The organism is Hyphomonas atlantica corrig. (assembly GCF_017795365.1).
In the GTDB taxonomy this organism is placed as follows: Bacteria; Pseudomonadota; Alphaproteobacteria; order Caulobacterales; family Hyphomonadaceae; genus Hyphomonas; species Hyphomonas atlantica.
The window spans coordinates 1697768-1718964 of sequence record NZ_CP051254.1; the positions used below are offsets into that span (position 1 = coordinate 1697768).

The window sequence follows — 21197 nt, forward strand, 5'->3', positions numbered from 1 at the left end:
AATGGATTTCACACCGCGGCACGCCCTGCCATATCTGTTGCCGAACCAGGCACAGAAACACGTTACCTTCAACGATGCGCTGAGCCGCCTCGATTCCGTGGTCCAGATGCGTGTGCTGTCTACCGATATGCCTGTCCAGCCAGAGGATCCGGTAGACGGGGATGTGTATATTCTGCCAGCCGGAGCCAGTGGCGCGGATTGGACCAGCGGTAGCGCCGGGCAACTCGCATGCGTCCACGATGGCGGATGGGTGTTTCTCACACCGCAGGACGGTTGGCGCGCCATAAATGTCGAGTGCGGAGGTATGCTGGTCTTCCTTGCAGGAAACTGGCACGAAGTGTTCCGGTTTGATCAGGCAACCGGCTTTGTCGTGCTGGGGGAGGGTGAAGCTCAGGCGCCATTGACCGTGGACACTGGCCGTTTCGGTCTGGTTGCCGGCCAGGCGGGGATCGTGGTGCAGGGAGAGACCGGGTCAGAGCGGGCGGAGTTTCGCTCTGTCGGCCCAGGTCCGAACGCAGCGTTTCAGGGGTATGGCGCGCGGGGCTCTCTGGACCTTCCGGAGGCAACGCAGAATGGCGACCGCCTGTTTGCCATTCTCGGATCGGGGCACGACGGCGCTGGCTTTGTCATCCCTTTGCCAGCGCAGATAGACATGGTTGCGGATGGAGACTGGTCTCCAACCAGTCATGGCACTGACATATTGATACGGACGACCCCTGAGGGTGCGACCGCGAGCGCCCGCGCGGAACGCGCACGCTTCAAATCAAACGGCAATGTCGGGATCGGCACGAGCGAACCGAGCTGCCGATTGCATGTTGAGGGGGCCGTGCGGTGCGGCAGTTTTTCCGCTGCGTCATTGCCGTCCGCATCGGATTATGGAGCAGGGGCCATGATCCACGTGCCGGACGCCAGCGGCGGCGCGATCATGGCATTCTCGGATGGGACCGATTGGCGTCGCACGACGGATCGATCTGTCGTTTCCTGAACGGCTTTGTCAGTCTTTGGGGGTGAAAGAGCGCCCCATCTCGACCGGACCTGAATACTCCACCCGGTTCGCCAAATTTACTCGTTCCATCGGGTCGTTGTCCTGATCGTATAGCTCCTCACTGCCATCATGATATCGGGTGTAGCGCCATGAGCCGAAGCGAACCGAATGATTTCCCTGCAGCCACGTGGTGATCGCGGGACGATCTGGTGACGGAGCACCTTGAATCTGCGGCAGGAGGGACCGTCCGTCCTTGCCCGGCATCGGGGCGAGTCCTGCCATGTCGAACAAGGTCGGGAAGAGATCAATCAAGCTGGCTGGAAAGTCGAGCGTTTGTGCCGACGTGGCCAGGCTTTGCGGAGGTACGATGATGAACGGTACCCGCGTGGCTTCCTCCCATAGGACAAACTTCCGCCAGTGGAGTTTTTCACCAAGGTGAAAGCCATTGTCACTCCAGAATACGACAATCGTATTGTCGGCCGCAGGAGAAGCGTCGAGCGCGGCCATCAGGCGGCCGACCTGCTCATCACAATATGCGATTGTGGCAAGATACCCCCGCACGGCATGCTTCCACTGACCGGCCTGAGTTACGGTTTCATGGTCTGGCGGGTTGAGGGCCCAATCCCGCGCGATATCCGGCACATCGTCCAGATCGGTTTCCAGCACGTCCGGAAGGACAATGCTGTCCAGAGGGAACATATCGAAGAACCGTTTGGGTGCGTACCAGGGCAAATGGGGTTTGTAGAGGCCGGCGGCGAATAGGAAAGGTGTATCCGGAGGATTGGCGAGGAAATCTTCAGCGCATCTGACGGTCTGCGCATCTGGAGTTTCTTCGGCGCGGTCGTCTGGAAGGATTCCCCAATCGAACAGATGGTTCCAGGGCGACACTTCCTCGAACCGGTCAAAATCAAACATGCCGTTCAGTGGCCGCTGAGCCGGCATGGGCTCACTTTTATTGCACGTAAATTGATCCCATAGCTGATCATGTGAATGGATCGTCCGCCAGTTTGCGGTCGACGCGCGCTCTCGCCCTGCAGTCGCATAGTCAAATGTTCCGTGGAACACTTTGCCGGCTCCGTGCAGGCGGTAACCGTGCTCTCGCAGCGCCTCGAAATACGTTCGCGGCCGTTCGGTCATCTCCCAGTAGGACTCGTTTTGATAGATACCACTGGTAGCTGGCTGCAGCCCGGTAAAAACGGACATGCGGCTGGCATTGCAATAAGGCGCGCTACAATAGGCCCGGGAGAAAAGGGTTCCTCGGGAGGCCAGCTTGTCGATATTGGGAGTGCGGGCTTGCGGATGGCGCCCGAGTGCGCCGATCCATCCGTTCAGATCATCGACGGCGATGAACAAAATGTTCGGCGATCTCTGTGTTTGCGTCATGTGCTTCGAAGTCCCGAGCGCCAGTTCGATATATCAAGTCCCGACAACTTCGAGAACTTGTCCAGATCTTCCGCAAAAAGGCTGCGCAAGTAGGAGGCATCTTCGACGGGAATCTCACCGAAGGCGGAGCTGCCGATCCGTGCCTGCCGCTCAGACATGAACGGCAACCTCGACGTGCCGAAGAAGTCTGTAATCCGGTTCAGAACACGCATGTGATCCAAAGCGAGTTCGTCTGTCTTCAGCAACAAGACTTGTTCGCGCGGAAACAATGTCAGCGCGCGTTCCAGTTGCTTTCCGTAGAAGCCACGCTCAACATAGCTGGCCGTTCGCCAGATATCGCTGGTTTCAGGAGCGCCTTTCAAACGGTCGCGGCCAGACCGAATGGCATCGCTGAAAGAAAGGTCTTCTGTTCCGCGCTCTATTTCCATTCGCCACTGTGACCATGCGCGTTCGACGGGATCCCGAAAAATAAGGACAATTCGGGCATCCGGATTATAGGCGCGCAATCGCTTCAGGCCTGGTTCCCAAAAGAAATATATTGGCGTCACCTCATATGCGGTCTTCCTCTGCGCTGATGAGGGAAACATGGCGTGATAGGTGCTGTGATCGACCGAATCCCAATCAAGCGCTTCATTGTCGAAATAATGCGCTTCTAGAGCGTCGGTCCGGCACATTTCAGGATGATCGGACAGATAACTGTTCAACGTTGTCGTACCGCATTTCTGGACGCCAGCCACGAAACACGTGACGCGGAAGTCGTTGGAAGAAGGCAGAGAATCTACAGTCATGGTCATTTGGTGATGGGGGTGGTTCAGCGGCTGTTTCGGATAAGCCAGGATTTGAGCGAGCGGGTCGCAGGCGCGGGAAGAATTCTGGCAAGGGGCGCGGCCATCCTGACGAGCCCATTGGCCTGCAAACCCTTGCCAGCAAAAGGTCGGCCGAGCGCCGCCTCTAGGCTGGTGCGCGGTGCGCGGCATTCACGTTCCCCGTTTTCCAGAAACCAAGCGTGAAATGCGCGGCGCCCGGACCGGCTGGCCAAGGAAAAACTGGCGCGCAAATCCGGGCGGGATTGATGGATCGTCTCCATCAGCCGGGTAATTTTGTAAGCCTCTTCCTGATCCACGCGAGGGCTTGGGGCATCCCAATAGGCGCTGTCATAGGCGTGCCACCAAAGGGCGAGCGACGCGGTGTCCGGTGGTGAACGTCGAATGATGGGCGGAATCAATGTGCCATCCTCAAACCGATCAAAGGCGTAGGGAACACGGCCCCAATGGGCCTGATTATTATGCTCCAGCTGTCCCAGATAATCTGTCACGAGTTGAGCTGCCGCCCCCAGGTCCTGAATGGAAAATCGCGTCTGATGCTTTGAGAAAACTCCGGGATCGCCGGGCACAACGCCGCTGAAATGAAAGAAAACAAGGGGCGCGCCGCCTGCCTGCCACCCTTCCGTCGTCTGGCTCAGGGGCCTGTGGCTCAGATTCCAATAGGCCACATTGTATCCGGGGTCATGAAGTATGCGGAGCTTTGGCAGGAAGCTTGGCGCGAACTCGGCGAATTTCTGGTCGACGAACAGGCCGCGCTCAAGATCATTATAGCCGTGATGGTAGAGGCGATCTTCCCACCAGTCGAGAAAGGTTAGGGTCTCGTCACACTTCCGCGCCGCCGCAAAACCCAGATTGAAGGTTCCGCTTCGCAATATGTCGATGTCGGTAGGAGTCTTGTCGTCCGTCAGTGGAGCGAGGATGTGGGGCGTCACGACGAAAGACGCCCCATCGGCGAATGCAGAGTGGACACGCGAAAGTGGCGCGAACAGCTGGATGTCCGGGTCGAGGTAGACGGCTTGTTCGTAACCCATTTCGTTGAGCAGGTGCTTGAAGCAGGTAGGTTTGATGGCTGTGGCCAGCTCCATCAGGGAAAATCGGAAGGTCATTTCCTTCAGGTTTGGAAGGCTCAGCGCGTCAATTGGAATGATATGCGTGTCAGGAACAGGTTCCTGCAACGGCGCATCCGCCAGAAATATGATGAAATCGGCCTGCGGACTGAATTGAAGTACCGAGTTTCGCAACGTCAGCGCATAAGCCAGATAGTTGCGTGCGCAGATCGTGAAGTATGCGGGCCGCATCAGCTCAGGCCGTGTGCTTGAGCTTGTGATGCTGGATAACGCAGGGCTCATCGTGAGATTGGAGATCTACCAGCCCCATCCTCCGGAAATTCGGGTTAGACGTCGATACACGGAACATCAAGGCGTCAAGAATGCGGTGAAGCTGGATGAACTCGCCTTTTCCATTCACATATACCCCGCAATTGGCGACATACGCGCCGGATAGCAGGTGGCAATCGAAGGGGAAGCTCACGGTAACAAAGTCGCCCGCTTCAAAGCTTGCGCCTTCGCCAGCCGGATGACTGGTTTGCCCAGCTAGTTCGACGCCGTGCACGGTCTTGATGTACATTGCAAAACCCACATGAGACACGTTGGCGTCGAAATGTACGTCGTAGACAAAATTGTAGGTTTCGTTCGGTACCAGATGGTTCACTCTCCGGCCCTGCTGGTCCAGCAACCGGATGTTTGAGATCCTTGCACCATCCGCTTCGTACTCAACGCGGGATTCTGATTTCAAGCTTGGATCGAACCAGGCTTGCTCGCCTGATTTTTCAGCTTCCGCTTCGGCCTTCAGTTCGCCGTCCGGTTCATCGCCTTCATCTTCTGCCGTGACTGTCCAGCCATCCAGCGTCTTGATCTTTTCACGAACAGCTTCGGCGTCGTCGCCGGACAGGTTCACCATGCGCTGGTAATGATTGACGACGATCTTGGGGCTGCCTTCCATGATCTTTTCGCCGCGGTCCATCAGGATGGCACGGTCGCACAGCTGGATCACGCTCTGCGGACTGTGGCTGACGAACAGGATCGTGCAGCCGCGCTCCTTGATCTGTTCGATCCGCGCGAAGCATTTACGCTGGAACGCCTCATCGCCCACGGCCAGCGCTTCGTCTACGATCAGGATATCCGGATCAACATTGGTGGCGACAGAAAAAGCCAGACGCACATACATGCCTGAAGAATAGGTCTTCACGGGTTGATCCATGAAGTCGCCAATTCCGGCAAACTCGGCGATCTGGCTGAAGCGCCTCTCGGTCTCGGCGCGCGACAGGCCGAGGATGGCGGCGTTGAGATAGACATTTTCACGCCCGGTGAAGTCCGGATTAAATCCAGATCCGAGTTCCAGTAGGGCTGCGATCCGCCCGTGAACATTGATCGTGCCGCCGCTCGGCTGCAGCGTGCCGCAAATCATTTCCAGTAAAGTGGACTTGCCGGATCCGTTGCGGCCGACGATGCCGACAGTCTCGCCTCGTCCGACCTGAAATGACGTGTGGCGGACGGCAGGGAACTCCCGGAAGTATTGTACAGGGCTCAACCCGGCGATGCTACGCAGCCGGGGAACGACCATTTGCTTCAGGCGGTTCTCCGGCTTGTCGTAGATCAGATAGGTTTTGGAGACGTCGTTTACATCAATGATGAGGTCAGAGGACATCGGCAAACCCCTTGCGCGTTTTCTGGAACCACAGGAAACCAAAGCCAGCAAATACGACGGAAACAAGACCATAGCTTGTCAGGTCACTAAAGTCTGGCAGGCGCCCGAATATCAGCACCTCCCGCGCTTGTTCAACGGGGACGGTGACAGGGTTCAACGCCAGCCAGGGCTGTAGCCAGGCCGGCAGAGCTGTGGAGGGGAAGAAGATCGGTGCGAGAAACAGAATAGCGGTGGCGACAGTACCGATGAACTGGCCGATATCGCGTGTATAGGTTCCAAGAGACGCTAGAAACCAACCTACACCCGCCGACATCAGCAGCAGAGGGGCAATGACGACCGGCAGGAGAACAATCGTCCATGGAATGCCACCCATGAACAAAAATAGAAAAGGCAGGAGAATCAACAGGCTGACCGCTGCATGAAACAAGGCGTTGCCGATAGCCACTGGAACAAGGATTTCCAGAGGGAAAACGACCTTCTTCACATAGTTGCTGTGAGAGATCATCAGCATGGGCGCTCGAATGATTGTTTCAGCAAAAATCTGGTAGACGATCAGTCCGGCAAACAGGATCACTGCGAACTGAGCTGGAGGCGTTTGTGTACCGGCTTCAGTCCATCGCGCGCCGAAGACCGTTCCAAAAACAAAAGTATAGACGCCGAGCATGAGCAACGGGGTGATCATGGACCACACGATACCAAGCACCGACCCCCGGTACCGGGATTCGATTTCGCGTTTTACAAGCTCGTAGATCAGCCTCAGTTTAGAGTTTTGCTGCGCTTTGACTTGCGAAGAATCACCAGCTGCCTTCTTAGGTCTGGCCGATAAAAATGACAGATAATTCAAGCTTGAAACTCTCACTCTTGCCTACAGAGCCCCTCTTCATTGTCAGCCCTGCTATCAAAATACACGACTCACGGCCAGTAGCGTCATCATTTTAGGCGTGACTTTCCTCTTGGTGCTCAATCGACCTTTTTCGGGGGGCTTCTCGCCTGTCATTCAGGGCGAATGAGTGCAAACTGTTCTGGTTGCGCCCATTAAGTTGACATGTTCGTACAAGTCCGACACTCAGGCTTCGGGTGCTGTCCGGCACCGTCGCGCCTGAGCATGTAGGAGGGGACTTATGCAAGCTCAAAAGGCCGCACTGGGAATCATTTGTGCGGCGGCTGTCCTCATCGTTCTGCTTGCGTTTGCTGGTGGTGCTCTGCAGTTTTCCCGCATCCCGTTCTGGGACATGTGGGACGGAACGCTCGGCTTTGTGCAACGCTTCGAGGACGATCCCCGCGGCGCGCTTTTCGGCCAACACAATGAACACCGAATCGTTCTGACGAGGTTCCTGTTCCTTCTTGAATACAAGGTCTTCGGCGGGAGCAGCCTATTTCTCATTATTGTGAATTATCTTTGCGCAATCGCAATTTGCGCGACATTCTGGCGAAGCCTGGTTGTCATCAATCGAAATCGAACATCAAAGTCGCATGTGGCTTTCGCTGGGCTGTTGATGACCGCATGGCTTTTCCTGTGGACGCAGAACAACAATTTGACATGGGCTTTTCAGAGCCAGTTCTTTCTGGCTCAGCTTGTGCCGTTGCTGGCTTGCCTTGCGCTTGGGCGAGCGATGCTTGAAGATTCGCCGTTCAGGCCCTGGTTCCTGATTGCTGTTGTCGCTGGTTTTGTCAGTCTTGGTACAATGGCCAATGGCGTGGCAACGCTGCCCTTGTTGGCTGTTGGCGCTGCTGTGTTTCGCATGGGGTGGGTTCGTTTTGGCATCCTTGCCGTTGTGGCCGTATTCGCTGTGGCTCTGTACTTCAACGGATACCATTCGATCGGTGGCCATGGGTCATTGAGAGAATCGCTGCTGACTGATCCCATCGGTTTGCTTGTTTTTGTGTTTCGGTATCTCGGCAGCCCGTTCTTCTATATTTTTGGAATGAATCGGGTCGCCCACCTGATCGCGATTCTGGCAGGTGCCAGCATGGTATTTGTGGCGGTGGGGATTGGGTTGCAGGTTCTGCGCGGACGCCGCCTGCACCACGTCTCGTCCGGATTGCTTCTGTTCATCGTTTTCGTCGGATTGACTGCGTTCGTTACTGCCGGCGGCCGGCTGATGATGGGGAGCGGTGCCGCCTTTGCGAGCCGCTACACCACACCCGCTCTCATGGCCTGGGCAGCTCTGTTCTGTATCTTTTCTCCTTGGATACTGACGGCTTTCCGAAAGGCTGGGCCGGAAAGATTTGCGTCCTTGTCCATCGTGGCGGCTATGGCGCTGTTTCTACTGAAGTATCAATTCACTGCGCTGAATCCTCTCACCCATACATTGCACGTTCGGAGCGTGGCGGCCCTCGCCGCCGAACTGGACATTCCGGATTCCCCCTACATTTCTCAGATCTACCCGAACACAGCGGTTGTCCTGGATATCGCGAACAAGGCGACTGCCAACGACCTCGCCGTATTCGGGCTTAAGCCCTACAAAGGGCTGCGTGAGCGCATCGGCGGGCAAGAGTCGCTGGGCGAGGTGCGCGCCTGCGCAGGCAATCTGGAACGAATAGAGTCGATTGGCGGCTCAGACAAATATGTGCGGGTCCACGGCTGGCAGTTTGATCAGGAGCGTCGACGCGTAGAGCAAAGCCTTCGCATCGTGGATGAGACCGGGCGCCTCGTGGGCTTCGCCTTGACGGGAGAATCCAGACCCGACGTGAAGGCCGCGGTGGACCGGAAAGCCGGTGCAGCCGGGTTCACCGGCTATGTGCTCGCCGAAGCCTTGGGCAGGCCGGTCTCGGCAGTTGGCGAGTTCTGCAAAACGGACGGACAGTTCGAGCCCACAATTCTGCTCAACCGGGGGCAGACGACAGATGCAGCGCGCGTATCCCTGACACAGGGAGACGTTCTCGCTTCCGAGGGGTGGCATGGAAGCGATTTTTACAAGAGCGAGTTGCCAGGACTGAAAGTCATGGGAACGCTTGTGACGTCCGATGCAGACACCGGCGTGATCAGGCTGCGCATGGGGAAAGGTCAGAGTTTTCTGTACCGATCCGGTCCAACTCCGAGACGGCAACTGCTCAAGGTTATGGGCAAGGATATCGAAGTGTCGCTTCCTGTTGCCATTGAATGGACTTTGATCGAGCTTCATGCCGACATTTTCGAGACCGACTCACTGGAAGTAGAAATCTCGGATGTGGGCAGCGAGTGGGGGGAGTGGTCTGCGATCGCCCTCCGATCTGAGCAACCCGGCCAGTAGTCTGAGTCAGCAGGAGTAAGATGTGCCAGATTTGAATCGGCGAATTGTCGTAACAGGTGCCGCCGGATTGGTGGGCCAGAACCTTTGCCTTAAACTGCACGAGGCCGGCTACACGAACATTGTGGGTATCGACAAGCACAAGCACAATCTCGACGTGCTGCGCCAGCATCAACCCTATGTGGAGGCGATCGAAGCAGATCTGGCCGAAACTGGTGACTGGGCAGCAGAGATCGCCAAGGCAGATACGATCGTCCTGAACCAGGCGCAGATTGGCGGTCTGGAGTGGGACCAGTTCGAGCGCAACAATATCATCGCGACGCAGAAAATTCTGGACGCGATTGACCCGGAGAATGCTCCTTTCATCGTTCACATCTCGTCGTCCGTTGTGAACAGCCGTGCGGACGATTTTTACACGAGATCGAAAACGACCCAGGAAGAAATGGTTCGTGCGTCGCCCTTTAGGCATTGTGTACTGCGCCCGACGTTGATGTTCGGCTGGTTTGACCGAAAGCATCTCGGCTGGCTTCGGCGCTTCATGGACAAGTCGCCGGTGTTTCCGATTCCGTCGCACGGAAAATACATTCGGCAACCGCTGTATGAGGGAGACTTCTGCCGCGTGATCATGGGCTGCATAGAGCAGGAACCTGAAGGCGAAGTATTCGATGTTTCCGGCCAAGAACGCATTTATTACAAGGACATGATCCGGACCATCAAGGAAGTCGCGAAAGGCAAGGCCGCGATCATCCACATACCCTATTGGGCATTCTGGATGTCCTTGTGGACTGTGGGCCTGTTCATGAAACAACCTCCTTTCACGACGCGCCAGCTGGAGGCGCTGGTGATACCCGAAGAGTTTCCGATCATAGATTGGCCCGGGCGTTTCGGGTTAGCGGCCACGCCGTTTCGCGAAGCGGTCGATGAGACCTATAACCACCCGGTGCATTCCGACATTTTCCTGGAGTTCTGAACATGCCTGACGCGCAGACCACGCCAATCCATGACGTCGTCGTCATCGGTGCTGGAGCCATGGGGCTTGCGGCGGCTCATCATGTGGCCAAATCCGGTGCCTCTACTCTGGTGCTGGAAGCAGGGAACATTCCAGGAGGCATGGCGGCGCATTTCGATTTCGACGGCGTATCGCTCGAGCGCTTCTATCACTTCGTCTGCAAGACCGATCAGGACACGTTCGACCTGATGGCGGAGCTCGGAATTTCAAACCAGATGGTTTGGAAAGAGACGTCGATGGGATACTTCACCCGTGGAAAGCTGCATGATTGGGGTAATCCCGTGGCTTTGTTGAAATACCCTCATCTTAACCCTATTGAGAAGTTTCGCTACGGGCTGATGGCGTGGTGGTGCACAAAAAGAAAGTCTTGGGGGCCGGCCGAAAGCATGACGGCACCAGACTGGTTCAGGGCCTGGCTCGGAGAATCCTGCTATCAGAAGATGTGGCATCGTCTTCTCTACCTGAAGCTATTTCAGTTCACGGATGTTGTCAGCGCGACATGGATCGCCACCCGAATCCAACGTATCGGCAGATCGCGAAAGTCGCTGCTTCAGGAACAGCTCGGCCATATAGCTGGCGGAACGCAGACGCTTGTCGATGCTCTGTGCAAGTCCATCTTGTCCAATGGCGGTGAAATCCGATGCAGTGCGCCTGTAGCGAATATCGAGGCCGGCGAGGACCATCTGAAGACTGTCCGGTGCGCCGACGGAAGTGAAGTGCGCGCGAGAGAGGTGATCAGCACCGTCCCAACGCCGCTGGTCAACGCCATGATCCCTCAATTGTCCGAAGACGAGAAATCAAAGCTGGACGCAATCGACAATATTGGAGTCGTTTGCCTGGTCTACAAACTGAAGCGTAAGGTCACGGGCCATTTCTGGCTTAACATTATCGACGAAGACCACGCCATTCCGGGACTGATCGAATTCTCTGCGCTGCGCGACTTCGGCGATGAAACGATTGTGTATGCGCCGTACTACATGCCGGTCGACAATCCACGATGGGCATGGACAGACGAAGCCCTGTTGGATGAGGCTTTCGAAACGATGAAGGCAGTCAATCCTGACCTGACCGAGGCGGACGTGTTGACGCGGCAAGCTGCGCGTCTGGTACACTCGCAGCCAATCTGCACACCCAACTTCCTGGACAAGCTGCCGGCTGTTGATACGTCTGTGCCGGGCGTTCAGGTCGCCGACACTTGCTATTATTACCCCGAGGATCGGGGAATTTCCGAGAGTGTCGGCTTCGCCAAGGGGATGGCCGCGACGGCGCTGGGCCGACTTCAACAGAACGGCGAAGATCACTGACCATGACCAGCGAGAAGCGCCGCTTTATTGTATTTGTGCTGACCGGTGGATTTGCTGCTGGTGTGAACGTGCTGGCCCGGATCGCCCTGTCCTTCGTCATGAGCTTCCAGCTCGCGGTGATCGTGGCATATCTGATCGCTATGGTGGTGGCGTACGCCCTGTCTCGGAAGTTCGTGTTCGAACGGTCAGGTCGGTCTGTATCAGAAGAATTGTCAAAGTTCGCCATCGTGAACCTGGTGGCAATCATTCAGGTCTGGCTCGTGACGATGGGACTGCGATATTATGTGCTGCCCGCACTGGGGTGGACGTTCTATCCTGCACTTGTGTCACACATGATTGGTGTCGCCAGTCCGGTGCTGACCAGCTATCTCGGGCACAAGCATTTCTCGTTCCGTGCAAAGCCGGAACAGGGTCCCCAAGTCCGGGATTGATCACCATGACCCTTCGCACGGCCATATCTGACATGCTGCACTTGCTGGCAATGTCCAGGGCAGTGCGGATCGGGGCAGGTGTTTTCCTTTTATCGATAGCGGCATTGGTTGCGGTCGAGCTGCTGGACCCGATGGCGGTTTGCAATGGACTTCTGGAGTTGCAGCGGATCGCTCAGGAGCATCAGATGCTTGCCTACGCGATCCTGCTGTGCTGGTCGTTTTTACTGTTCCTGACTGTCATGCCTTTGGGCACGCTGACCATTCTGATGGCAGGCTTTCTATTGGGGCCTGCGGCCGGGGGCGTGCAGTTTGTAGCGCTGGTCCTGTCGAGTGCTATTCTGTACAAGCTTGGTTCGGAATCAGACCCGGCGGCAGTTAATCGTCGCTTCGCTGCTTATCCGGTTCTGGCGAAAGTGCGCGACAAATCGGTGAGAGGTGGCAAATGGGTCAGCGCTGGATTGCGACTTGTCCCTGTGGTGCCGAGCGCGGTTGCATCACTCATGGCGAGCTTTCTGGGAATTACCTGGAGAGACTTCATGATTGGAACACTTGCGGCTGGATGGGTTAGACCAGTCGCATTTGCTTTTGTAGGATTCGGAGGGCAGTTTGCTCCTGTTTGCGGTATTGGTTCAATTTAGGGGAAGGGCCGATTCCGGCTTTGCAAGACTCTGGAAAATATAGAGAAAAAAGAGAATCGTAGCACGCTCGCGGTAGATCTGGATGGTACCTTGATCCGTTCTGATACCACGCATGAGCTACTGGTACTGTGCGCGCGATGGGCTCCGTTCCTGCTGCCATTGGCGTTGTTCAAGCTATTGAAGGATCGCGCGTCGGCAAAACGATGGCTGGTCGAAAAGTTCGGCCATCATATGGACCCGGCGCACTTGCCATACGAGGAAAGCGCGCTCGAACTGGTGCGCAAGCACACGGAGCAAGGTGGCGAGGCGTGGCTCGTATCCGGGAGCGATCATTTGCTGGTGGGGCGTATCTCAAACCACCTTGGAATGTTCACGCGCTATCAGGGATCGGAGCCCGGCAATAATCTGACATCGTCGCGGAAGGCCGCGTTCCTGAAAGAGCAGTTGTCGGGTGGGTATTCGTATGCCGGCAACAGCCATCAGGATATCGCGGTCTGGAAGGAATCCCTGGAAGGGTACGCATTCCGGGCGCCGCGCAATGCTTTCCGCCTCAATTCGCCCGATGGCAATCCGGTCAGTGTGCACGAGCAGATCCCGCGCGAAAAGAGCCTGCGACCGCTGCGAAAGGCAATGCGGCTGCATCAATGGGCAAAAAACATCCTCGTCTTCGTCGTGCCGGGTCTATTGCTCAGCGAGCTGACAGGCATCGACATGGTTCGGGTCGTACTTGCCTTCATTTGTTTCGGATTGATGGCGAGCGGTACGTACATCCTGAATGATTTGTTTGATATTCCGGATGACCGACGTCACCAGACGAAGAAATTGCGGCAGATCGCAGATGGTCGCTTGAGTGTGCCAGTGGCTGCAGGTGCTCTTGTCACATTGGTTTGCGGCAGCATGATCGGTGCCTTCCTGCTCAGCAGTTCGTTCGCCATGGTGTTGGCGCTCTATGCGATTGTGACGATCGCCTACTCCTTCCGTCTGAAACGGCTTCCCATCGTGGATGTGTTCATCCTGGCAGGGTTGTTCAGTCTGAGGGTGTGGGCTGGCGGAGAAGTCGTCGGTGCCCCGATTTCACCCTGGTTCATGATGTTCATCGGGCTTGTGTTCCTTAGCCTCGCCTTGGCGAAGCGATACGTCGAGATTCGGAAGACTGAAGCTGGCGGAAAGGTGTCGGGCAGGGGGTACCAGGCTGAGGATGCCCCCATGATTCTGGCGTTCGGATCGGCAACGGCAAATGCCGCCGTGCTCGCCCTCGCCATCTACGGACTGCTGGCGCCGAACAGGCTAATCGACAACGCCTTTGTCATGATGGTTGTGGCATGCGTGGTGGGCGCCTGGTTCATGCGTATTTGGCTCGTCGCCGTCCGTGGAGAGCTGAATGACGATCCTGTTCTCTTCGCGGTCAAAGACAAGATCAGTCTGGCGTGTCTATTCATCGTGGGCGGCTTTCTGGGTGCCGAGAGAGCCTCCGGCCGGTGTGGTCTCAATGGTTCTGAGCTGGGGCCGCGTCCAACGATATGAGCATGATGTCCGGCGCCTGAGAGCTGGACGGGAAATCGCTCAGATCAAGGCTGCGTTTGAGGGCGAGGCGTCAGTTCTGGCCCACGGTCTTGGCCGATCTTATGGCGATGTCGCGCTGAATGATGGCGGCTGCCTGCTCGTGACGCCGGGAATGGACCAGCTGATCTCGGCGGATTGGGAAACCGGACGGGTCCGTACCAGCGCGGGGCTTTCAAATGAAGAGCTTCTGCGTGTCTGCGTACCCAAAGGATGGTTCCTGCCCGTCACGCCGGGAACGAAATTCGTCACGCTGGGCGGCGCGGTCGCCAATGATGTGCACGGCAAGAACCATCACAAGAAGGGCAGCTTTGGGGCGCATGTGACGCGCATTGGTCTGTTGCGTTCAGATCGGGGCTTTGTGGAGCTGAGCCGCGATGAGAATGCGGACCTGTTTGCACTCACGCTCGGCGGGCTGGGACTCACAGGTATCATTCTCTGGGTGGAGCTTCAGCTTGCCCCCATTCAATCGGCGTATGTCGACGTTGAGAACATTCCCTGTGACTCTCTGTCGGACTTTTTCCGTCTGAGCGAGGAAAGCCAGGAATGGGACTATACCGTCATGTGGGTGGATTGCTTTGCGACCGGCGACGAGCTGGGGCGTGGAATATTTTCCCGTGCCCGACCGCGCTCGGATGGACGCTTGGATGTACATTCCACCAAGGCGGTGAAATGGCCCGTGCCGACGCCTGGCTTTGCATTGAACCGCATGAGCATTTCGGTGTTCAACGCTCTCTACAGGGCGCGCCCCGGTGCCAGATATGTCGGGGAGCAGCATTACGATCCGTTTTTCTATCCCTTGGACAAGATCCTCGACTGGAACCTCCTCTACGGTTCCAAAGGTTTCTTCCAGCACCAATCGCTTCTGCCGCCGGAATTGGGTGAAGCGGGCATTCGGGAGATGCTGCAGCGCATTGCACAAAGCGGGCAGGGGTCTTTCTTGGCTGTCCTGAAAGTTCACGGCCCAGAGACGTCGCCGGGCGTCATGTCTTTTTGCCGCGAAGGTGTAAGTCTGGCTCTGGATTTCGCGAACAAAGGCGCTTCCACGTTACGTCTTTTTTCAGACCTCGATGCTATCGTGCGGAATTATGGAGGCCGGGTCTATCCGGCCAAGGATTCACGCATGTCGGCAGAGTTCTTTCAGGAGGCCTATCCTGAGTGGACCCGGCTGGAGGCAGAAAGAGACCCGAAAGTGTCTTCGTCCTTCTGGCGGCGCGTGACAGAAACTGGTGGGAACCCAATTGATGACTGAGACCGCAGCCTCTTCCAGGACAATTCTTGTGCTCGGGGCGACATCTGCTGTTGCCATCGCCTTTGCGCGTCAGGCGTGTGAGCAAGGCCAGCCTACTTTCATTCTGGCGGGCCGGAATGAAGCAAGATTGAACGAAATTCGTACCGACCTTGTGGCGCGGGGCGCATGTGACACGTCGTCGATTGTCGTTGGCGACCTGGGCGACCCTGTAGCTGTGCCCGGTCTGTGTGCGCAAGTATTTGAATTCGCTGAGCAGATTGATGATGCCTTGCTTGCCTATGGCGTGCTCGGGGATCAAGCAGACCAGCAGTCGAGCTCAGACACGCTTAAATCCCTGATGGACGTAAATCTGACCTCCGCGGCCATGTGGTGTGAAATGCTCGCGACACATTTCGAGCAACAAGGGCAGGGCCGGCTGGCCGTGATTGGCTCCGTCGCGGGGGATCGTGGGCGCCAGTCAAACTATCTCTACGGTGCGACGAAGGCGGCGCTTGAGCGCGTGTGTGAAGGCATGGCCCACCGGTTTGCAGGGCAGAAGGACATTGTCATCACGATCGTGAAGCCAGGCTTCATCGACACGCCCATGACAGATCATATCGAAGGCAAAGGCGGCCCGCTTTGGGCGACGCCGGAAAAAGTGGCCGGCGTGATCCACAAGGCGATGGATTCGCGCCGTGTTCGTGTTTACGCACCCTGGATCTGGCGCTGGATACTGCTGATCGTGCGCAGCTTGCCCGTGCCGATCATGCACAAGACGAAGATGTAAGCGGACCATTCAAGACGGCTTCTTCTTCCGCATCTATCTGCTTCAGCAACTCAAACCGGCTCAGTCCCGGACCATTTCCGCTTCGGCTGAGCTGGATGTGAAATTCGTGTCCGGTCGTGTTCTTGAATGAGGACTCCCGAAAAGGGCTCAGGCCCAATATGTAGAGATCCTCAATGACCAGCCGGAAGCTGCTGGGGGTGAAAACCCAGGCGTGCAGGTCCAGGTAAGCGCCTTGCTCAGCGATGACCTGCATCGCGTTTCTTGCCTCTTCAGATGTGTGGACGAATGCATACTGCCCGTCATGCGTTGGGTCCCAGGCGATATGCCCTCCGCGCGACACCACATTGAGGAAATATTCCGCGGCCGTCCCAACGGAGTGGATTTTCCGGTTGCTCTGATGCGCATCTATGATGCTGGCAAGGGATGTGCGCGGTCGATAGCGATCAAAGCAATAGCGCTTGTCCGGCACGGTCAGCGCGACAAAGCCATCGTCTGTAACGATCTCCGCACAATCGAGCAGAAACGAAATCATGTCCGGAGTATGCTCGATCAGGTGCGATGCGACGATCCAGTCGAAATAGACGCCGTCGCCGACCAGCTGCCGGTAAGGTTCCCCATTCCAGACATAGTCGACCTCTTCAATCGCGTTGAGATCTACGCCGTGCTGCTCGTATTTCGCGATGAGCTGTTCACGGTTCAGATGGTCCAGCACTCGCACGTTATAGCCGTTTCGCTTGGCGGCCACGGGTCGATGGCTCGGGCCAAGTTCAAGACCAAAGTGCGACTTGTCCAACCACGCGTGAAACGGATGAGACACCTGACAATCCCCTTTGTAGGGTGAAGTACCGAAATCCTATCTCTGGTGTATCTCAATAGCAACTCCAACTTGGTGATGCGCGAGATATGCGTCGAGCCTTCGCAGATCAGAAAATAGATAGCCGCTCCATTCGTTCACACTCAGCCTGGGTTAGGGTGACTTTCCACGCGCTGGGCCGATCTCCCTTGAACTGAACAGGCAAGTCGGCACCAGCGTCGGATGTCAGGCACTGGTGGACGGCTCCTGCCCAGTCCAGATCGTCGTGCGGCCGACTCAAAAAATTCAGTGTATTCAGCAATACGAGCATTCCAGCAATCATGATGGCCTTTCGTCGTTCTTCAACCGCACAGAATGACAGCATTGCCCAAGACAGGAAAATATAGGGGTAAAAGAAGTAGCGTGGGCCATTGGCCATTGGCCCGATGGCATCAAGCGGGACACGGAGGATTGATAGACCTGCGGAGATAGCCGCACATGCAAGGAAAGTTAAAGCAACAAAACGTTGTTCACGCACATCTCGCCACAAATATGCACATCCCACGAATACCGCTGCAATGGCCAAAAGAGTGGAAGGGTCTCTTGCCCAGAAAAACTGTCCGATGAACTTTGTGATGAATACAAGCAGGTTTTCGTACGGATTGGCAAATAGCGCGCTAACGTAGTTCGCGCTTGAAGAGCCAGTCGTTACAACGAACCACAATTGTATCGCCGTCACTGCGGTCGCAGTGCCCAGAGTCAATACGTCGCTTCTCGAGCGGCAGATCAGAGCCCGCAATGCGAAAAGGGGCAGCAATGAAATGCCAAGCGGGGCTGACAAGCCACCAATTCCGGCGAGTGCAATCCTCACCTTCGGAGACTTTCCGGGTTGCCATACCAATGCAAGGACACTGAACAAGCCGACGAACCAAAATGCGTATTCACCAATTCCGATTGGCTCTGGATCGAATGGGATCAGGAACGGCGCGAGCGCCGCGATAGCTGGGTATCTGATGAAAGTCGGAGAACGATAGATGGTCGCGGCAACCAATCCCGACACAATTAGTGCCAAGATGTAACTCACTGTGGGATAGTGCACAAAACTGATGTGATAGCTAATCAGCGCAATGAGTTTTGAGGGTATAATCAGGTACCCATTAATTGGTTCAAATATGAACAGCCAACCATGCTCAAGAAACTGCGGAAAAAATTGGCTGCCTTCTTCAACCCATACTTCAGGGTGAGTAAGCTGGTCTGGTCTCCTGACTATCGATATCAGGATCGCCGCCAGGCCAATGAAAATGGCTTTCTTCCAACTCGCGCTCGAAGTCTGATCCTGCATCGCTTCCCCCTCTGATATTACGCTGAATAGTTCAGGTGAAGGATAATGCAAGCTACTGCCAGTCCTGCTTCCAACCTTTTGACCGGACACATTTGGTTTGACCGGTGAATGCGTGATGTTTGCGCTTGCCAATCAAGGCAGGACCTCAAAGTTTTCGCCGTCATATTTCAACGTGAAGGGGGTGACACGCACTGTGGCTGGCGTACCGATTTCCACCGATGTTGCCAATTCAGGCCATTCTGTCGCCGGCAGAGGCGCGCGCCGAAACAGGGGTGGCTGATCAGATCTGGATACTTCGCAAATATCTGAACTTTTAGGAATTGTGATGGTGCTAAGGCAGTTGCTCTATCTGCTCGCTGCGGAGACGGTTCGTTCTGTCCGGACGGACGTAAAGAATCGGTGGTGTCGAGTTGATGGCGATGTAGTTTTTCTGCGCGAATTCAGGAACGCACGGTGCGAAGTCTTTAACATTTTGTGGTTGCCAATAACCCAATACGATTGCTGGAGGAGATTTCTGCTGGAGTTCGGCGCATGGGTCGGGCAGGCCCTTCGCGGGACCATGCAATTGGAGCCAAGACATCTGTGCAGGAAGCAAAAACATATGCGAGCTGGAGGGGAGACGATCAGTGTTGAAATACAAGAAGGGCAGGAACTCCCACACAACAACTCTTTCGTCTTCATCAACAACAGCACGAATTGCGTTGTTAAATGGAGTAGATACCTGTTGAAGGTTGCGCCCAGCATTTCGAAGTTCGATCGTCTCAACGCCCGCACCATATATTGCTGTCCCGCTCTTGTAAGCACTGACTACCAAGCCAAACGGCGCAATCATCATCGTAATCAGAATAATACGAGAAATTTGCATTTGAATCAGACAGGAGAAACCGATCGCGATCACACCGATGCTGGCAAGCATGACACCGCCAGGGTGATGTAGCGTGCCGCCCCGTGGATTGAGATACAGGATCATGCAGGCCATCAGCGTCATGGCCAAAATGTTCACGATCTTTTTGCGTGCTGCGCCTGAAGCAAAGAATGCACCCGTTCCTGATAGGAAAAGTAAGGTCACGACAAATGACGGAAAGAAATCGGAATGTAGGGGGTCATTGAATGCTCGCAACACATATTTGAAAGGCGACAATGGGTTCATTGGGGGCGAGACGATCTTTGAAAACACCTCAGTGTTGAATCGTATGTGGTTCACCCAATAACCTTGGAAGTCTGCGAATAATGCCATCCAGACGATCATCAGAGCAGAAACGACTATCGCCCCAATCAAGGCGCTAGATATGAGTGGAAGTACATAGGTGATCTTCTTTTGAGGAACGAGCAAAAGCGTAGTGAGCCCGAAAAGTAATGCTGCAGGCAAGAACGAAATCGCGCATGCGACCAGGAAAGTCCAGCAGGCACCCGCGATAGCATACGCAGATAAAGGTGGACTTCTGTCCATCAATAGCGGGGCTAATACTAGTGCAATAGATACAGTGACCAAATACCCACCGACCGTTGTATACAAGAGCATATGCCCCAACCAGATTGGGCCAAGTGCCGATGTCACGAAGGCGAACACAGCGGCGGCAATAAAACCTTGCGTCCGGTGCTGCCAAACTCGGGACAGCAGAATGCTTGCGGTTGCAAAGATTTGTAGCAAAAGCACGGGCACACGAAATCCAACGAATGAGTCGGCCCCGAAGGCTTTCGCTAGCCAGGCGATAGCGATTGTGCCCGGGCCCCATTGACTGAATATATCGTCGTAGAGTCGATCGCCCGCCGCAATTTGCCGGGCGGTTACGAGCACCATTGTCTCGTCTCCAAACTCCAAGACGTCGGATGTCAAGAACCATCGGTAAATCACCCAACAAACCGTCAGCAGGAAGATGGTTGCTGCAGCGAGTGTAGGCCATTTGATAGTGGCCAGCCAATTCCTGACCTGCGGGAGGAGCTTCATGTAGGGCGGGCGTCTGTGCTCCATAGCTTTTGACCTCGGCTCGCAAATAAATCCGGTTGGCTGAGAACACTACAGATTGGGCGCAAATGCAGGAGAGCCTTGGTCCAACATTTTTCTGCCGAAACTGCAATCGACAAGCGGGAGGCCGGAGTCTGCAACTTCCCGTCGGCCGAAGAATATATCAATTCCATAGATTGGGGCAGTTTCTGGCATTACGTGATAAACAATACTTTTTCTGGAGCCACCACCATCCAAAATCTTGCCGCCGCCATGTGGAAGTTCAGGGTGCCATATTGCGACATCGCCCTTCTTGGGGAGTACTGTTGACACAGGCAAGCCTTCGTCATCGCAACGCTGCTTTATCTCTTGAAGATACTTTCCGTATAGCTGGCCAACATCGAGGTCAGGATTTTGCAATGCCAATTCGACTTGATCTATGTCGAGCTTGTGTCCGCCGGGTCTGTAGTTGAGCGGACCCGCCTGTGGTCGGATGTCCTCCAATGCGATCCAAACTCCGAAAAATCGGCCATAGGGGTTCGAACAGAAAAAAGGACTGTCGCGGTGAATGGGTTGCTCCGTGCTTTGTTCGAAATACAAAGATGAACATAACGCTGTTTTCTCGCCAAAAAGCGCGTCCAGGACTGCAGTGAGCTGTCCGCTCATTAATGCTTCGCGTGCTGCTGCGCTATAGGTGTGAAAGTTGGTGAGGCGAGGGTGGAAACCTGTCGGTAAACGCCAATGGTCAGATTCTGTCTTATTCTGCGAACAAAATTCCATGAAGTCGCGGTTGATGTCGTCGCAAAGTGCCGAGCTGACAAATCCCTCGAGGACAGCTATTCCATCGTCTCTCAGCGCTAAGGCCGCCTCTCGCGTTGCTTGGTCGTCTACATTTGCAATCTGGTTTTCAGAATTCGGTTGCTCCCACCAAAACCGAGTACGATCTCGCAGATTTCTTATCGCGTAGGGATTGGGTGCAATTGATTGAGCTTCAGTCATGTCAGGTCCCCCGAACCAGATTGCATTAAC

18 protein-coding genes are annotated in these 21197 nt (G+C 55.5%); 9 read left to right on the top strand and 9 right to left on the bottom strand.

All coding sequences use genetic code 11. From position 1 onward, the window contains the following. Position 1: 1 nt before the first annotated feature. Positions 2-985 (top strand): DUF2793 domain-containing protein, encoded by a 984-nt coding sequence (locus HF931_RS08415; RefSeq protein ID WP_273243076.1) that lies wholly within the window; start codon positions 2-4, stop codon positions 983-985. A gap of 9 nt (positions 986-994) precedes the next feature. On the opposite strand, the gene HF931_RS08420 is transcribed toward HF931_RS08415, so the two are convergent. The 5 genes from HF931_RS08420 to HF931_RS08440 are packed head-to-tail and all read right to left on the bottom strand — an operon-like array spanning position 995 to position 6742. Then, the gene (locus HF931_RS08420; protein WP_273243079.1) at positions 995-2368 is read right to left on the bottom strand and encodes a sulfatase; all 1374 of its coding nucleotides are present in this window, start codon (positions 2366-2368) and stop codon (positions 995-997) included. Continuing rightward, positions 2365-3156 carry a sulfotransferase family protein gene (locus HF931_RS08425; protein ID WP_273243081.1) on the bottom strand — a complete coding sequence of 264 codons (792 nt, stop codon included), beginning with the start codon at positions 3154-3156 and terminating at the stop codon, positions 2365-2367. Before HF931_RS08425 ends, HF931_RS08420 begins: the two co-directional genes overlap by 4 nt. A gap of 23 nt (positions 3157-3179) precedes the next feature. Further along, positions 3180-4490, bottom strand: a complete 1311-nt coding sequence (locus HF931_RS08430) for a hypothetical protein (RefSeq protein ID WP_273243083.1) — start codon at positions 4488-4490, stop codon at positions 3180-3182. Between the two features lie 4 nt (positions 4491-4494). Then, entirely contained in the window at positions 4495-5898 is a 1404-nt protein-coding gene (locus tag HF931_RS08435) for an ABC transporter ATP-binding protein (RefSeq protein ID WP_273243085.1), read from the bottom strand. Beyond that, on the bottom strand, positions 5888-6742 hold the full coding sequence (locus HF931_RS08440; RefSeq protein WP_273243086.1) for an ABC transporter permease: 855 nt from the start codon (positions 6740-6742) through the stop codon (positions 5888-5890). The genes HF931_RS08435 and HF931_RS08440 overlap by 11 nt, the downstream gene beginning before the upstream one ends. Before the next feature lie 277 nt (positions 6743-7019). Between HF931_RS08440 and HF931_RS08445 the strand changes: the two genes are divergently transcribed. From HF931_RS08445 to HF931_RS08480, 8 genes are read left to right on the top strand one after another with little or no spacing between them, the layout of a single operon-like run. Further along, positions 7020-9131 (top strand): hypothetical protein, encoded by a 2112-nt coding sequence (locus HF931_RS08445; protein WP_273243088.1) that lies wholly within the window; start codon positions 7020-7022, stop codon positions 9129-9131. A 22-nt stretch (positions 9132-9153) separates the two neighbouring features. Continuing rightward, a complete protein-coding gene (locus tag HF931_RS08450; protein WP_273243090.1) occupies positions 9154-10098 on the top strand; it encodes an NAD-dependent epimerase/dehydratase family protein in 945 nt (314 codons plus the stop codon). A 2-nt stretch (positions 10099-10100) separates the two neighbouring features. Next, positions 10101-11441, top strand: coding sequence for an NAD(P)/FAD-dependent oxidoreductase (locus HF931_RS08455; protein WP_273243092.1), 1341 nt, complete (start codon positions 10101-10103; stop codon positions 11439-11441). Between the two features lie 2 nt (positions 11442-11443). Further along, positions 11444-11872: a GtrA family protein gene (locus HF931_RS08460; protein ID WP_273243094.1), complete on the top strand. Its 429-nt coding sequence runs from the start codon at positions 11444-11446 to the stop codon at positions 11870-11872. Between the two features lie 5 nt (positions 11873-11877). After that, complete coding sequence (locus HF931_RS08465; RefSeq protein WP_273243096.1) at positions 11878-12510, top strand: VTT domain-containing protein; 633 nt, start codon at positions 11878-11880, stop codon at positions 12508-12510. A 39-nt stretch (positions 12511-12549) separates the two neighbouring features. Then, positions 12550-14034, top strand: coding sequence for a UbiA family prenyltransferase (locus HF931_RS08470; RefSeq protein ID WP_273243175.1), 1485 nt, complete (start codon positions 12550-12552; stop codon positions 14032-14034). Further along, entirely contained in the window at positions 14000-15322 is a 1323-nt protein-coding gene (locus tag HF931_RS08475; protein WP_273243098.1) for an FAD-binding oxidoreductase, read from the top strand. The genes HF931_RS08470 and HF931_RS08475 overlap by 35 nt, the downstream gene beginning before the upstream one ends. After that, entirely contained in the window at positions 15315-16088 is a 774-nt protein-coding gene (locus HF931_RS08480; RefSeq protein WP_273243100.1) for an SDR family NAD(P)-dependent oxidoreductase, read from the top strand. Before HF931_RS08475 ends, HF931_RS08480 begins: the two co-directional genes overlap by 8 nt. Here the strand turns inward: HF931_RS08480 and HF931_RS08485 are convergent. From HF931_RS08485 to HF931_RS08500, 4 genes are all read right to left on the bottom strand, one after another. Further along, entirely contained in the window at positions 16066-16905 is an 840-nt protein-coding gene (locus HF931_RS08485) for a class I SAM-dependent methyltransferase (protein ID WP_273243103.1), read from the bottom strand. The two genes, HF931_RS08480 and HF931_RS08485, sit on opposite strands and share 23 nt — an antisense overlap. A 106-nt stretch (positions 16906-17011) precedes the next feature. Then, on the bottom strand, positions 17012-18223 hold the full coding sequence (locus tag HF931_RS08490) for a hypothetical protein (protein WP_273243104.1): 1212 nt from the start codon (positions 18221-18223) through the stop codon (positions 17012-17014). 331 nt (positions 18224-18554) lie between these two features. Continuing rightward, positions 18555-20024, bottom strand: coding sequence for a hypothetical protein (locus HF931_RS08495; protein WP_273243106.1), 1470 nt, complete (start codon positions 20022-20024; stop codon positions 18555-18557). Between the two features lie 216 nt (positions 20025-20240). Then, entirely contained in the window at positions 20241-21167 is a 927-nt protein-coding gene (locus HF931_RS08500) for a phytanoyl-CoA dioxygenase family protein (RefSeq protein ID WP_273243108.1), read from the bottom strand. Between the last annotated feature and the right edge of the window lie 30 nt (positions 21168-21197).